General features: G+C 63.8%; 13 protein-coding genes. 3 read left to right on the top strand and 10 right to left on the bottom strand.

Features of this window, described 5'->3' with window-relative positions:
• Positions 1 to 37: 37 nt before the first annotated feature.
• Entirely contained in the window at positions 38 to 1,030 is a 993-nt protein-coding gene (locus OIM99_RS21860) for a tripartite tricarboxylate transporter substrate binding protein (protein WP_311852594.1), read from the top strand.
• Positions 1,031 to 1,064: 34 nt separating this feature from the next.
• Here the strand turns inward: OIM99_RS21860 and OIM99_RS21855 are convergent, their stop codons facing one another.
• From OIM99_RS21855 to htpX, 5 genes are all read right to left on the bottom strand, one after another.
• Positions 1,065 to 1,346: a heavy metal-binding domain-containing protein gene (locus OIM99_RS21855; protein ID WP_311852593.1), complete on the bottom strand. Its 282-nt coding sequence runs from the start codon at positions 1,344 to 1,346 to the stop codon at positions 1,065 to 1,067.
• Between the two features lie 156 nt (positions 1,347 to 1,502).
• Entirely contained in the window at positions 1,503 to 3,095 is a 1,593-nt protein-coding gene (gene purH / locus OIM99_RS21850; protein ID WP_311852592.1) for a bifunctional phosphoribosylaminoimidazolecarboxamide formyltransferase/IMP cyclohydrolase, read from the bottom strand.
• Between the two features lie 87 nt (positions 3,096 to 3,182).
• The gene (locus tag OIM99_RS21845) at positions 3,183 to 4,883 is read right to left on the bottom strand and encodes a heparinase II/III family protein (RefSeq protein ID WP_311852591.1); all 1,701 of its coding nucleotides are present in this window, start codon (positions 4,881 to 4,883) and stop codon (positions 3,183 to 3,185) included.
• 133 nt (positions 4,884 to 5,016) lie between these two features.
• Entirely contained in the window at positions 5,017 to 6,381 is a 1,365-nt protein-coding gene (locus OIM99_RS21840) for a transcription antitermination factor NusB (protein ID WP_311852590.1), read from the bottom strand.
• Between the two features lie 290 nt (positions 6,382 to 6,671).
• A complete protein-coding gene (gene htpX, locus OIM99_RS21835) occupies positions 6,672 to 7,604 on the bottom strand; it encodes a zinc metalloprotease HtpX (protein ID WP_311853154.1) in 933 nt (310 codons plus the stop codon).
• A 183-nt stretch (positions 7,605 to 7,787) separates the two neighbouring features.
• On the opposite strand from htpX, the gene OIM99_RS21830 reads away from it, so the two are divergent.
• Together OIM99_RS21830 and OIM99_RS21825 are read left to right on the top strand one after the other, a co-directional pair.
• Complete coding sequence (locus OIM99_RS21830) at positions 7,788 to 8,012, top strand: DUF1674 domain-containing protein (protein WP_311852589.1); 225 nt, start codon at positions 7,788 to 7,790, stop codon at positions 8,010 to 8,012.
• A gap of 7 nt (positions 8,013 to 8,019) precedes the next feature.
• On the top strand, positions 8,020 to 9,276 hold the full coding sequence (locus tag OIM99_RS21825) for a VWA domain-containing protein (RefSeq protein WP_311852588.1): 1,257 nt from the start codon (positions 8,020 to 8,022) through the stop codon (positions 9,274 to 9,276).
• A gap of 121 nt (positions 9,277 to 9,397) precedes the next feature.
• Here the strand turns inward: OIM99_RS21825 and OIM99_RS21820 are convergent, their stop codons facing one another.
• From OIM99_RS21820 to OIM99_RS21800, 5 genes are all read right to left on the bottom strand, one after another.
• Positions 9,398 to 10,066 (bottom strand): transglycosylase SLT domain-containing protein, encoded by a 669-nt coding sequence (locus OIM99_RS21820; RefSeq protein WP_311852587.1) that lies wholly within the window; start codon positions 10,064 to 10,066, stop codon positions 9,398 to 9,400.
• Positions 10,067 to 10,344: 278 nt separating this feature from the next.
• Entirely contained in the window at positions 10,345 to 10,950 is a 606-nt protein-coding gene (locus OIM99_RS21815) for a nuclear transport factor 2 family protein (protein ID WP_311852586.1), read from the bottom strand.
• A gap of 29 nt (positions 10,951 to 10,979) precedes the next feature.
• Positions 10,980 to 11,999: a MaoC family dehydratase gene (locus OIM99_RS21810; RefSeq protein WP_311852585.1), complete on the bottom strand. Its 1,020-nt coding sequence runs from the start codon at positions 11,997 to 11,999 to the stop codon at positions 10,980 to 10,982.
• Between the two features lie 42 nt (positions 12,000 to 12,041).
• On the bottom strand, positions 12,042 to 13,139 hold the full coding sequence (gene ychF / locus OIM99_RS21805) for a redox-regulated ATPase YchF (protein ID WP_311852584.1): 1,098 nt from the start codon (positions 13,137 to 13,139) through the stop codon (positions 12,042 to 12,044).
• Positions 13,140 to 13,315: 176 nt separating this feature from the next.
• On the bottom strand, positions 13,316 to 14,191 hold the full coding sequence (locus OIM99_RS21800; RefSeq protein ID WP_311852583.1) for a branched-chain amino acid aminotransferase: 876 nt from the start codon (positions 14,189 to 14,191) through the stop codon (positions 13,316 to 13,318).
• Between the last annotated feature and the right edge of the window lie 54 nt (positions 14,192 to 14,245).

The following is a 14,245-nucleotide window of genomic DNA, read 5'->3' as shown; positions in this document are numbered from 1 at the left end:
CAACAACAAATCGCCGCGATAAAAACAGGAGGAAACGATGCAGAACCCGTCCCGCCGGCGCGTCATCCAGGGATTGTCGGCTGCGACCGCCGTGCCGACACTTGCCATGCCCTCACTCATTTCGCCGGCCATCGCCCAGGATTATCCGACACGCGACGTGAGTTTTGTCTGCGCGTTTCCGGCGGGCAGCGGCGCTGATGTCATCGTGCGCTGGTATGCGGAGAAGATGCGGCCGCTGTTCGGGCGCACGGTCATCGTCGAAAACAAGACCGGTGCCATCGGCAATCTCGCCACCGAATATACGGCACGCTCGAAGCCCGACGGGCACACGATCTACGTCCATGGGGCGACGGCGGTGGCGGCCAATATGACCTTGTTCAAGCGCCCGCCTGTCGATGCGGAGAAGGAAATCCAGATCGCTGCGACCATCAACAAGCAGCCGACCATGCTCGTGGTGCGGCCCGATGCGCCCTGGCAGACGCTGGCGGAACTCACCGCCTATCTGAAGCAGAAGGGCGCTAAGGCGAGCTATGGCACGTCCAATCCGCTCGGGCGCGTCATGGGCTCGATCTACAATCAGACGATGGGACTGGAGTCGGTCGAGGTGGTCTATCGCACGGCGGGCGATTCATTGAACGATCTGACCAGCGGCGCGCTCGATTTCGCGACGCTCGACAATATCTTCAGCATCTCCCAGGAGCGCGAGAAGCGGTTGCGCATTCTGGCGATCAGCCCGCCGGAGCGCATGCAGGTGGTGCCGCAGTTTCCGACCATGACGGAACTGGGCGTGCCGATGAAGATCGTTGGGTGGTTTGCAGCGATGGTGCCGATGGCGACGCCGCGGCCGATCGTCGAGCGGTTGAACCGGATGTTCAACGAAGTGACCGGCAGCGCCGAAGGCAAGGCCTTTCTCAACAGCGTCGCCAGCGATCCCTGGATCACGACGCCGGATGAGGGGCAGGCTTTCCTGCGCGAACAGATCGCCGATTGGAAAACCTGGATCACCCAGGCGAAGATCGAGCCGCAATAGGGGCTCGATCAGCGCCGAGTGCTTAAAGGGTGGATCAGCCGCGGGCGAGGCGGACGGCGACGCCGCTGACGATGACGCGCTTCAGATCGCAGGCGGACAGGTCGCAGCTCTTGATGCCGTCGACCGAGTAATCGACGTCGACGATGGCATCGGCTTCGTAATCCTGCGCCTTGGCGATCAAGCGCCGCAGAGCCTGGGCACGCAATTCTTCCGAGGAGGCGCTGGCCACACCACCCCAGCCAGTGGCCGCCGAGATGCGTCCGATCTCGCGGACAACACGGCTACCTTGGATTTCATGGTTCGAACTGACTAACACGATAACTTCTCCTGGACCCCAACCTTGCTTGCTACGCGCCGCAGGTTTCGATCCCATTAATGGCAAGTTTGCGTCCGCTTTCTGTGCGGGCGCGCACTATTCGAAGACCAATAGTGTCTTGGATAGCGTCTTGCGCCTGAACCGCGTCTGAACGCGTCAGTGACGGAAGTGGCGGTGGCCGGTCATCACCATGGCGAGGCCAGCCTCGTCGGCCGCCTTGATCACCTCATCGTCGCGCATCGATCCACCGGGCTGAATGATCGCGGTGGCGCCGGCCTCGGCAGCTGCCAAAAGCCCGTCAGCAAAGGGAAAAAACGCATCGGAGGCGACAACTGAGCCCTTCGCCAAGGTCTCGGCAAGACCCGCCGCCTTGGCCGCTTCGGCGGCTTTCCAGGCGGCGATCCGCGAGGAATCCACCCGCGACATCTGCCCCGCGCCGATGCCTACCGTGGCCCCGTCCTTGACGTAGACGATGGCGTTCGACTTCACGTGTTTACACACTCGGAAAGCAAATTTGAGGTCGATCAATTCGCGTTGCGTGGGCGTGCGCTTGGTGACGACCTTCAGATTCATGTCGTCGACGACCGCATTGTCGCGACCCTGCACGAGCAAGCCGCCGGCCACAGTGCGCACCGTCAGCCCCTGAGCGCGGGGATCGGGCAGGCCGCCGGTGATGAGCAGGCGCAGGTTCTTCTTGGCGGCGACCAGGGCCACCGCCTCCTCATCGGCCTCGGGGGCGATGATGACTTCGGTGAAGATTTTGACGATCTCGCGGGCGGCCTCGGCGTCGAGGCGGCGGTTGAGGGCGACGATGCCGCCGAAGGCCGAGACGGGGTCGCAGCGCAGCGCCTTCTCATAGGCCTCACGCAGCGAGGCGCCCTCGGCGACGCCGCACGGGTTGGCGTGTTTGATGATGGCGACGGCGGCGGTGCGGGCCGGGTCGAACTCGGCGACGCACTCGAAGGCGGCGTCGGTGTCGTTGACGTTGTTGTAGGACAGGGTCTTGCCCTGGAGCTGCCGGGCGGTGGAGACGCCGAAGCGGCTTTCCGGCGTGCGGTAGAAGCCGGCCGCCTGATGCGGGTTCTCGCCGTAGCGCATCTTCTCGGCGAGCTGGCCGCCGATGGCGCGATAGTCGGGCGCGGTTTCGCCGATGGCATTGGCGAACCAGTTGGAGATCGCCGCGTCATAGGCGGCGGTGCGGGCATAGGCCTTCTGGGCGAGGCGCTGGCGCAGCGCCAAGGTGGTGGCGCCCTTGTTGGCCTGCAGCGCCTCAAGCACGGCGGCATAGTCGGCGACGTCGACGACGACGGCGACATCGGCGTGGTTCTTGGCCGCGCCCCGGATCATCGCCGGGCCGCCTATATCGATGTTCTCGATGCAATCGTCGTAGTTGGCGCCCTTCGCGACGGTGGCCTCGAAGGGATAGAGATTGACGACGAGAAGATCGATGGGGGCGATGCCGTGGGCGAGCATGGCCGCTTCGTGCTCAGGATTCTCCCGGATGGCGAGCAGGCCGCCGTGCACCTTCGGATGCAGCGTCTTGACCCGGCCGTCCATCATTTCAGGGAAGCCGGTGACATCGGATACGTCCTGCACCTTGATGCCGGCGTCGGCGATGGCCTTGCAGGTGCCGCCGGTCGAAATCAGCTCGATGCCGAGGCCGGTGAGGGCGCGGGCGAAGTCGATGAGGCCGGTCTTGTCGGAAACGGAAATGAGCGCGCGGGCAACGCGGCGGAGATCGCGGGGCATAGCGGGAGGGTCTCGGGCAGCAGGTGAAGCAATTGGTGGCCGGCGCTTAGCATGGGCGCGCGCCGGGGGAAAGCTTGGCTATTGCGGTTACTGTGACCGGCTCAAGACCCAGGCCACTTCCGGCTGGCTGGCGGCGTCGCCATGGACGACGATCTGGCTGGTGGCGCGGGGGCCGTCGAAGCCGGCGAAGAAAACGCTCTCTTCCAGGGTCAGCGGCAGGCCGGAGGCATGGAAAATCCAGGCTTCGCCGGTCGGCAGGGCGAGCAGGATGCCCTGGCCGTTTTCGATCAGGCCGGCGCGGACCTGCGGGTGCAGGTGGAACCGCAGGGCATAATCGACCGATTCGAGCCCCTGGCCGCCTTTGGCGGGCGACAAGGTATCGACGCCCTCCAGCCGCCAGCCGTCGGCGGCAAGCTTGAGGCGACGGCGGTGCAGCAGGTGGAAGGCCGTGCCATAGCCGTCGTGGCTGACATCGATTTCGCTGGCCAGTTCGTCATCGCCGCGGCGGGTCTCGACCTGGGACGGGCCCGCGATAATGGCGCCATCGCAGACGGCACGGGCGATGCCGCCGCTGGCAAAACGGCAGGACGACGTGTCGGCGACGGTCAGGGTCGAATGGGCGGCCGTCAGGCGCGCGGCTTCGCGCAGCGCGCCGCGCATCTGCGAGGGGGCGCCGCAATTGACGATGATGCGCTGGCCCTGGCTCGACATTTCGAAGGACAAAGTGCCGGCATGAGCCCTCATCGAATAGGGCGGCGGCGGCGGCGCGCCGGCATCGCATACGACAATGGTGTTGTCGCCTTCGAGCCGCTGATAACCGGCATAATGCGCGTTCATCACCGGCTGGCCGCGCGCGTCGTCGTAAGCGAGCACCGTCGCCAGCGTATCGGGCGCCGTCACGCCCATGCCGTTGAAGAGCGCCAAGGTCGCATCGCCATGGCGCATCATGCGCAGCATCGGCAGAACGCGATCGACGCAGGAGATGAGTTCCTGCGGGATCGACAGGCCGCGCGCGGTGAACGCCTGGCGCAGCGGCAGCAGATCGAGCAACAGATCGACGAGGACCTGCGGATTGCGCGAGATATGGGCGCCATCGGGCAGGACCTGCGCCTGCAAGGTGTTGACAAGCAGTTTCTCGTATTTGCGGCGCGAACTCTCCAGGCCCGTGGCGCACAGGCTCGCCTGCATCAAGGCGAGAACGGCGGTGAGTTTCGCTTCGCCGTCGAGACCGTCGGCCACCTGGCGTGACAGGAAGGTCACGTGACGGCCGATGCTCTTCATGAAGCGGCGATAGAATTGGGCGTCGGCCCCTTCGAGCGGCAGGGGCGAATGGGAAAGCCAGGAGATCAGCCGGCGTGCCGCCACCTGCGGCTGCCAGGCGACGCCACCGCTCTGGCGGCTCTGCCGAGTGATCCATTCGTCGATGAGCGAGCGGGCATTGGCCCGCGCGAGCGCGGTTTCGGCGGCGCGCAGATGGCGCAGCCAGACGAAGCCCATCAGCGCCGTTTCCCAATCCAATGGGGCTTCGGTGAAATCGAAAGGCGAGGTGCCGTGCGAATCGACGATGCGGCCGGCGAAATGGAAATGGCCGGCGTAGATGTCATCGGCGATCGCCGGATCGGTGGTGCGGATGTCCTGCGGCGCAATGGCCAGGGCGCGGGGGCCACGGGAACTCAGATCGGCGATTTGGCGGCCGGGCCATGCCAAGGCGCGCCGCGCGGCGCGCAAGCCCATTACCCACGCCAGACGGGCAACCGTCAGGCGTTCAGCCACGGTCACCGCCGTCACTGCGCCAAACCTCCTTCACACCCCGGCTGAAAGATCACCATGACCCTCTTGTCTCGACGACTCAGAGCCATTTCTTACCTGATTGGACGACGGAGAGCGAATGGAAGCTCATAAAACCGGCAATGTGTCTCGTTTAGATCGCCCGCCGCTGCAAACGCACCGCGAAGAAACCGTCGAGCCCGGCGAATCTTTTGTCCGCGTGGGGCAGGTGGGTCGGCAGCGTCCGCACTTCGCCCTCGTCGTTGATGCAGTCGGCCAAGCCGGTCTCGGCTTCTGTCACCGGCATGCGCAGCATGTCGGGGTTACGCCTTAGCAGCGCGGCGATGTGCTGTTCGCCTTCCTCGGGCTCGAGCGAACAGGTGCAATAGACCAGGCGGCCGCCGGGCTTCAGCAGGGAGCAGGCGCGGTCGAGCATTTTGGCTTGCAGCGTCGCGAGCGCGGTGATGTCGCTGATGCGTTTCGTCCAGGCGACGTCGGGATGGCGGCGAATGGTGCCCGTGCTCGAACAGGGCGCATCGAGCAGAATGGCATCGAAGCGTGCGGCGTCGAAACTCAATGCATCGCCGATGTGCAGTTCGGCGGAGAGGCCGAGGCGGGTGAGATTTTCCGCGACACGCTTCATCCGCTCGGCCGAGCGATCGAGCGCCACCACATGGGCGCCGTGAAGCGCGAGCTGGGCCGTCTTGCCGCCGGGCGCGGCGCACAGATCGGCGACACGCTCGCCGACGGCGGCGCCGAGCAGACGCGCCGGCAAGGCGGCGGCAGCATCCTGCACCCACCATTCGCCATCGTTATAGCCGGCAAGCGTCTCGATGGGCGCATGCGTGGCGAGGCGCACGGAACCGGTCGGCAAGACGATGCCGCCCAGTCGCTGCGCCCAGCCTTCGGCATCCGACTTCACGGTCAGGTCGAGGGTCGGCTCCTGCGCGTGCATCTGGGCGATGCCTTGCGCCGTCTCGTCGCCATAGGCTTTGCTCCAGCGCACGGCGAGCCATTGCGGCGTATCGGCGAATGGGTCGTCGAGCGTGGTTTCTCCGGCTTCGCTGGCGCGCACGATGGTGCGCAGCACCGCATTGGTCAGGCCGGCGAACGCGGCGGAACGGGGATCGCGTTTGACCGCATGGACGGCGAGATCGACCGCGGCGCGATCGGGCACATCCATATGAAGGATTTGCGCGACTGCGGTGATGAGATGCCATTCCAGCGCGCCCGACTTCTTCGGCAGGCCTTTGTCGAGCGCCTGGGCCAGGCGGGCGCGAATGGAGCCCAGATAACGCAGCGCCGTCGTAACGATCGAGCGGGCCAATGCCCGGTCGCGGGCATCGAGCTCGGACGTGCGCGTCGCAGCAAAACGATCCTCCACCGCATGGCCGGAAGCGAGAATGTCGGCGAGCGCTTGAGCGGCGGTGAGGCGGGCGGAGAGTCCGGGCGGTGGCGGCGGCACAGGCTCGGCGGAACGAGCACCAAAACCGCTGGAACGCTTTTTCAAGTCAGGCAACCCGCACCGTCCTACGAAGTCTGTCCCCACGAGGAAATGCGGGAACCGGTAAAGAGGCCGGCTGACGACTCAGCGTCGCTCGCCGGTGTGATGATGTTCAAGCTCTTGCGCGAAAGGCAACGCATTGCTTTGCGTTTTGTTCCCGCCACGGCTGATATGCACGCATCATCGTGCGCAAGTCAGGCCCATTTATGACCGGCCTTGCGATTGCGCCCGCTATTCGCAGCTATCCCCAAAGGGAGCGCTGCGAAAGCGGGCGCGGGACTCATCGTGAACCTTGTTATCCCGGCTTATCCCCAGGGGCCGCGCCGCGGATTTAGCGGATCGCCACCGCCGAGAAAGCCGCCCGCGCGTGTCGGCGCCGGTGCGCCACGGCCGAGGCCCATGCGCTGCGCCAGATCTTCCAGTGCGGCAATGCGGTTCTCCACATTTGGATGCGTGGAGAAGAGGTTATCCATGCCCTGGCCGATCAGCGGATTGACGATGAACATATGCGCCAGCGCCGGATTGGCTTCCGCCGCTTCGTTGGGAATGCGCTCGGCCGCGCCGGAAATCTTGGCCAAAGCCGAGGCCAGCCAACGCGGATTACCGCAGATTTCGGCGCCGAGACGGTCGGCTTCGTATTCGCGCGAACGGCTGATTGCCATCTGCACGATCATGGCGGCAAGCGGCGCCAGGATCATCAAGGCGATCGAGCCGATGATGCCGAGGCCGTTATTGTTGCGGTTGCCGCCGAAGAACAGGCCCCACTGCGCGATGGAAGAGATGGCACCGGCCAAGGTGGCAGTGACGGTCATCGTCAGCGTGTCGCGGTGTTTGATATGCGCCAGCTCATGGGCGATGACGCCGGAGAGTTCCTCGCGGCTCAACATGTTGAGCAGGCCCGTATGCACGGCAACGGCGGAGTTTTCCGGATTGCGGCCGGTAGCGAAGGCGTTGGGCTGAGGATCCTCGATCACATAGACACGCGGCGGCGGCAGGCCGGCGCGCTGTGCCAGGCCGTGCACCATGTTGACGAGATCGGGCGCCATGGTGGCGTCGACCTCATGGGCATTGGTGGAGGCCAGCGCCATGCGGTCGGAATTCCACAGGGCGTAGAGATTGGTCGCGGCTGCAATGGCGAGCGCGATCATCATGCCGGTGCGGCCACCCATCAGGGCGCCGACAACGACAAAAATGGCAGTCATGGCAGCAAGCAGGATCGCCGTGCGCATGATATTCATGGACTTCATCACCTCCGAATAACTTGGCTGGAAGACCAGCCGTTCGCGTCCTATGTGGGGAGGTGGAGGGGATTAGGGCAAGCTTGGCAGTTTGTATTGCCCTGTTCCTTTGTTAAAAACTGCCCAGAATTGGCGCCAAGGCCGGTTTTTGGCCTGGAAGCGCCCGATTTGGAGACGCTGGATATGTCTGAGCCGATCGATCAGCCCGCGCCGGAGGCCGTCCCCGCCGAACCGCGCAAGCCGCTGACGCCAGCGGCGCAGCGTGCCCTGGCGGAAGCCGAGGAACGCCGGCGCCAGGCGGAAGCCGCGGCCAAGGAACCGCCGCCGGTCGAACTCAACGGCCGAGGCGGGCTCGACCCGGTGCGCTATGGCGACTGGGAGAGCAAGGGCATCACCAGTGATTTCTGAGGCCGTGGTGGACGACGTCAGCGGTCTCGATCCAAGTTCCCCGCAAACCCCGGCGCCGGAAGGCACCCTGGCGCAGAACATCCTGCATTTTGCCCGGGCGTTGCGGGCCGCAGGCCTGCCGGTCGGCCCAGGCGCCGTGCTCGACGCGGTGCGAGCCGTGGAGATAGCGGGTGTGCGTCATCGCAGCGATTTCCGCGCGACCTTGGAGGCGGTGTTCGTCAGCAAGCGCGAGCATCTGGTCGTCTTCGATGCGGCCTTCCGCATGTTCTGGAAGCGGCGCGGCTTCCTGGAAAAGCTGATCGCGATGATGTCGCCTCTGGCCGAGCCGCAGCAGGAGGAACAGCAGAAGGCGAGCAAGCCGGAAGCGGGCTCGACCCGTGTCGCGCAGGCCCTGATGCCGCAGCGCGAGCCCAAGGAGATCGAGCAGGAGTTCGAGCTCGATCAGCGTTTCACCGTGTCAGCGTCCGAACTGCTGCAAAAGAAAGATTTCGCCCAGATGACCGCCGAGGAGATCGCGGCGGCAATGCGGGCCATCGATCGGCTCGATCTCAGCGACAATGAAGTGCGGACGCGCCGCTTCGTTGCGGATGCGCGGGGCGCGCGGATCGATCTGCGCCGTTCCCTGCGCCGCTCGCTGCGCGCCGGTGGTGCGACCATCGATCTGGCGCGCCGTTCGCCGGCCGTGCGTCATCCGCCGATCGTCGCCATCTGCGATATCTCCGGCTCGATGAGCGATTACACGCGGGTGTTCCTGCATTTCCTGCACGCGCTGACCAACGAGCGGCGGCAGGTGCAGACATTCCTGTTCGGCACGCGCCTCACCAATGTGACGCGCGCGCTACGCTATCGCGATCCCGATGAGGCCCTGAGCCAATGTTCGCTGGAGGTCGCCGATTGGTCTGGTGGTACGCGCATCGGTTCCTGCCTGCATCGCTTCAATCGCGATTGGTCGCGGCGAGTGCTGGGCCAGGGCGCCATCGTGCTTTTGTTCACCGATGGGCTCGAGCGGGAAGGCACGGAAGAATTGGCGCGCGAGATGGAGCGGCTGCACAAATCGAGCCGGCGTCTGATCTGGCTCAATCCACTGTTGCGGTTCGATCGCTTTGAAGCACGCGCGCTGGGCATTCGTGCCATGCTGCCGCATGTGGATGAGTTTCGCCCCGTGCACAATCTGTCGAGCATCGCGCAATTGTGCGAGGCGCTGTCGGCACATCGGCTGACAGCGAGTATCGATCCCAAACGCTGGCTCAAGCGCGCGGCTTGAGCCAAAGCGTTTTGCAGTTTGACTTTAGTCAAACGCCACAAAGACGCGTCAAAATAAAAGATGCTGGAGCAAATTGCGTTTCTGAAGAAACGCAATTTGCTCCAGCGTTTGGCTGTTCTTCTTAGAGATGGGCCATGTGCATGACGGAGCGGCCATAGGCCGAGCACGTCGGGCGCGCATAGATGCCACGCTCGTAAAGGCTCACGCCGGCGCATCCGGCGCCACCGCGCGAGATCGCCAATTTCAGATAGCGTGCGGCGGCTTCGACGCCGTTGTTGCAATCATACAGAGAGCCATGCACGCCGACGGAACGGGCCGTGGCGGTCTTGAGCTGGCCGACGCCATGCACCTGGCCGCGACCGTTGTAGGCGTTGCAGCGATAGTTGCTTTCCTTGCGGATGACGCCGTGCAGCAGCGCCGGCGGAACGCCGTTGCGAATGGCGGCGGCGGTGACGAGCGCATGAATGCCAGAGGCAGGCGCGGCGCGGCGCGTCAGGCGCGAGACGGGCGCGGCTTCAGCCGGTGCGCTCGCATCGTTCAGCGTGGTGCCGCTCACGGAGAGGCTGGCAACGCGAATGCGCTCCTTGCGGCTGGTCTTACGGTTCGGCTGCAGGCTCGCCTGTACTTGGGCGTTCGGCTGCGGATGTTCTTTTGCGAACATGGCGCGATCACGGGCGAAATATTCCGCCGACGATTCTTCTGCGCTGACATGAGTGGCGGCCATCGTGAGAAGCGCAGCCGGGATCAATGCCGAGGCCAAGCGGCCGCGGCGGAACAAAACGTCCCGCATTCGTGAGGTTTCCTTAGTCGATGTGATGGGTGAAGCCGCAGAATGCCGCAGATCAAGTGGGCGGCGCGGCGGGAACACGCGAAAGGACATTGCCTCTCGTCGCAGCGAAGGTGGCGGGCTTTTGCGGGCTAGTTTGGGCGAGAATGTGACGCGCGAGTCAAAAAGTGCCTGTGCCGCAAGGGTAATCTTTCCTAAGGATCATTAACGCGTTGTCATATTATTGTTTTAATTGATTAAATTCTGTCATTTGGCGCGCGGTGTGCGACAAGTCGAAGCATTCAGCGGGCGAGTTTTTTGCCCGCCAGCCAGGCATTTCCGTCGTCATAAAGGCCTAAAACCTCGGCGCCATGCAGGCCCGGCAGCGACGGATTGACCGTTCGTCCCTCTTTCGTCTGCGCATAACCCATGAAGCGATAGCCGACCGGAAAGCGTTCCAGCAGGCGCGGATCGAGCTTCGGTTGATGGCTGGGATCGAGCATATCGAAGCGATCCTTCTCATAGATCGGCTGGCGCAGAACGATGGCCCAGCGCCCTTCGCGCTCTTCGAAGAAATCATAGAAGCGGCCGACACAGGTGGTGTCGCAAGGCATGCCTTCAAGCGTCGATCGCGACAGGATCATCATCTTGGTTTGCGCGATGGCGCGCGCGCCTTTGAGCGTGATCGAGATGCCACCGAGAAAATGCTGCACGATGGCGCCTTTCTCAAAGCCGGCCTTGCAGCCAGCGATGAATTGCGCGGCGGGACCGGAGAACCATGTGGCGACCATGCGGCCATCGTCATGATAACAAGTGGCGAGGTTTTCGAAGTCGCCGCTGTCGCGCCAGATCGCCCAGTTCTCGATCACTTCACGGATCGCGACTTTCGCCTCGCTCTGGCTGCCCATGACGTTCCCCCTCTTTTGGCTTCGGCGGATTATCCGCGCATGGGCCAGAGACTCGAACTGGTGAACTCGAACACTTTGTCGCCGTTCTGGTTGATGCCTTCATTGCGATGAAAGGCGATGCCCCAGCCCTCGCGCGAGATATTGCGCTTTTCAAGCGGCGTCGTCGAATAGCTCAAAATATCGTCGACGTAGACCGGCTGGATCCATTTGAGATCGCGGAAGCCCGGCGAGGGACCGGCGGGCACGCGCGGCAGATTGCGCCGGCGCGCCTCGGCGGCATAGGCGTTGCGGGTGGCGACAAGCCGGCTCATGCAGGCTGCAGCCGTGTGCCAGCCGGACGCGGCAAGACCGCCGAAGAATGTCTGCTTCGCGGCTTCCTCATCGACGTGGAAAACCTGCGGATCATAGGCGCGTGCAAAGCGCAGCATGTTGTCGCGCGTGAACTGATAAGAGCCGATCTCGACGCGAAAGCCGATGACGAGATCGTCGAGCCAGCCGGTGAGAATGCCGTTGGTGTCGTCGATGGCCGAAAAATCCGGCGTGAATTCCGGAAGGACCGCAGGCGCGGGACGCGCGGGCGGCGTGCGCGGCGCCAGGGGCGGCGCGTCGCGTGTGCCCAGCATCATCAGTGAGCGCAGCCACATCACTTCCTGGCCGTTCTGGTCGAGCACGCCGAAACGCCACGTCAGAATGCCCATGCCGGGGCGCGAGCGCGACACGCGTGCATCGAGCACTTCGGCGCGCAGGCTCAAGATGTCGCCGGGGCGCACGGGCTTCAGCCAGCGCAATTCCTCGACGCCGGGCGAGCCGAGGCTCACCGCATCCTTCAGGATGCTCTCGAAGATGAGACGCATGGCGACGCTGGCGGTCTGCCAACCGGAACTGGACAGGCCGCCCAGGATGCTTTTCTTGCCGGCTTCCTCATCGAGGTGGAAGGGCTGGGGATCGAACTCGCTGGCGAATTCGATGACGTTTTCCTTGGTGACCAGATGAGCGCCGTATTCGCGCACGAAGCCTTTCGGGAAATCCTCGAAATAGAGCGACGGCATCGGCCCTCCCTTACAAATGCGGCTTGTACAATGCGCCTTGCTTTAATTGGCGAAGCGGAAATGCATCACGTCGCCGTCGGCAACCGTATAGTCCTTGCCTTCGAGGCGAAACTTGCCGGCCTCGCGGGCGCCGGCTTCGCCGTTGAAGGCGACATAGTCGGCATAGGCGATCGTCTCGGCGCGAATGAAGCCCTTTTCGAAATCGGTGTGAATGACGCCAGCCGCCTGCGGCGCGCGCGTACCGGTCTCGATGGTCCAGGCGCGGGCTTCCTTGGGGCCGACGGTGAAGTAAGTGATCAGGCCGAGCAGGCCATAGCCGGCACGGATGACACGATTAAGACCGGGCTCCGCCAGGCCCACGGCTTCCAGATAGTCCTTCTGCTCGTCGGCCGGCAGAATGGCGATTTCGCTTTCGATGCGCGCCGAGACGACGACTGAGACCGCGCCTTCTTCTTTCGCGCGCTGCGCGACGAGGGCGGAGAAATTATTGCCCTTGTCGGCGGAGGCTTCCTCGACATTGCAGACATAGAGCACGGGCTTGGAGCTCAGCAGGCCAAGACCGTCGAAGGTCTTGCGCTCTTCGGCTTTGACCTCGACGAGGCGCGCCGGCTTGCCGTCACGCAGCAGCACCAGGCAGCGGTTCATCAGATCGAGCGCTTCCTTGGCTTCCTTGTCGTTCTGCTTGGCCCTCTTCTCGAGGGCGGGCACGCGCTTTTCGAGGCTGTCGAGGTCGGCGAGCATCAGCTCGGTCTCGATGGTCTCGATATCGGCGACCGGATCGATCTTGCCTTCCACATGGGTGATGTCGCCGTCCTCGAAGCAGCGCACCACATGGGCTATCGCGTCGCATTCGCGGATGTTGGCGAGGAACTGGTTACCCAGGCCTTCGCCCTTGGAGGCGCCGCGCACGAGGCCGGCGATGTCGACGAAGGTCAGCCGCGTCGGGATGATCTCTTTCGAGGCGGCGATTTTGGCCAGCGCGTCGAGGCGTTCATCAGGGACGGCGACGTCGCCCACGTTGGGTTCGATCGTGCAGAACGGATAATTGGCCGCCTGAGCCGCCGCCGTTTGCGTCAGCGCGTTGAAAAGGGTCGATTTGCCGACGTTGGGCAGACCGACGATGCCGCATTTGAAACCCATGGAGCTATCCCGTTATCCCGTCGGCGCCAGGCCAGGCGGGCCAAAATCAAAATCCGCCCCGGCATATGCTGGTCGGGCCGGCAAAAGGCAAGGGCTACAGGCAAGGGCAAACGAATGCGGGCGGCGGAAAGGTCCGCCGCCCGCTTAAAACTCTATTTCTGTGCTGAAAACCCGGCTCAGTGCTTGTTCACCTCAGCCGTATAGTCTTCCATCAGCGTCCGCGAGATATTGCCCGGCGTGAAGCGGTAGGGGCCGATTTCCGACACCGGGGTCACTTCCGCGCCCGTGCCGGTGAGGAAGCACTCGTTGAAGCTCGCCAATTCGTCCGGCATGATCCGACGCTCGTGGACGCCAATGCCGCGGCGCTTAGCCAGATCGATGACCGTGCGGCGAGTGATGCCGTCGAGGAAGCAGTCGGCGATCGGCGTGTGGATCGCGCCGTCCTTGGTGAAGAAGAGGTTGGCGCCGGTGCATTCGGCGACGCGACCTTCCCAATCAAGCATCATCGCATCGGCATAGCCTTTACGCTCGGCCGCGTGTTTGGAGATCGTGCAGATCATGTAAAGGCCAGCAGCCTTCGATTGGCACGGCGCAGTGCGCGGATCGGGGCGGCGATATTCGGCGATATCGAGACGAATGCCGCGCATCTTCTCGTTGACGTCGAACATGCTCGGCCAATCCCACACGGCGATGGCAACATGGATCGTCGCGTTCTGCGCGGCGACCGCCATCATCTCGCTGCCGCGCCAGGCGACGGGGCGCACGTAGCAGCTCTGCATGCCGTTCTTGTCGACGACGAGCTGCTTGGCGGCTTCGATCTCCTCGATCGAATAGGGAATGGTGAAGTCGAGCAGCTTGGCCGAGTTATGAAAACGCTCGGTATGTTCGAGGCTCTTGAAAATCTTGCCGCCATAGGCGCGCTCGCCCTCGAATACAGAAGAGCCGTAATGCAGCCCGTGGCTCAGCACATGCAGATGCGCTTCCTTCCAGGGCAGCAACTTCCCGTTCATCCAGATGAAACCTTCACGCTGGTCGAATGGTAAAACGGACATCACAACTCCTCCTGGCGAACGGGGTTTCCCATATGAAACAGGGTGTTCGCCGCA

The sequence above is a fragment of the Methylocella sp. CPCC 101449 genome (genome assembly GCF_031921685.1).
Lineage (GTDB): Bacteria > Pseudomonadota > Alphaproteobacteria > Rhizobiales > Beijerinckiaceae > Terripilifer.
This window is presented reverse-complemented; position numbering and strand designations above follow the sequence as displayed.

Bases quoted from the DNA above. Each gene is read 5' to 3' on its own strand.
- OIM99_RS21860 (WP_311852594.1), top strand. From the start codon at position 38: ATGCAGAACCCGTCCCGCCGGCGCGTCATCCAGGGATTGTCGGCTGCG.
- purH (WP_311852592.1), bottom strand. From the start codon at position 3,095: ATGCCCCGCGATCTCCGCCGCGTTGCCCGCGCGCTCATTTCCGTTTCC.
- htpX (WP_311853154.1), bottom strand. From the start codon at position 7,604: ATGAATATCATGCGCACGGCGATCCTGCTTGCTGCCATGACTGCCATT.
- OIM99_RS21830 (WP_311852589.1), top strand. From the start codon at position 7,788: ATGTCTGAGCCGATCGATCAGCCCGCGCCGGAGGCCGTCCCCGCCGAA.
- OIM99_RS21820 (WP_311852587.1), bottom strand. From the start codon at position 10,066: ATGCGGGACGTTTTGTTCCGCCGCGGCCGCTTGGCCTCGGCATTGATC.
- OIM99_RS21815 (WP_311852586.1), bottom strand. From the start codon at position 10,950: ATGGGCAGCCAGAGCGAGGCGAAAGTCGCGATCCGTGAAGTGATCGAG.
- OIM99_RS21810 (WP_311852585.1), bottom strand. From the start codon at position 11,999: ATGCCGTCGCTCTATTTCGAGGATTTCCCGAAAGGCTTCGTGCGCGAA.
- ychF (WP_311852584.1), bottom strand. From the start codon at position 13,139: ATGGGTTTCAAATGCGGCATCGTCGGTCTGCCCAACGTCGGCAAATCG.
- OIM99_RS21800 (WP_311852583.1), bottom strand. From the start codon at position 14,191: ATGTCCGTTTTACCATTCGACCAGCGTGAAGGTTTCATCTGGATGAAC.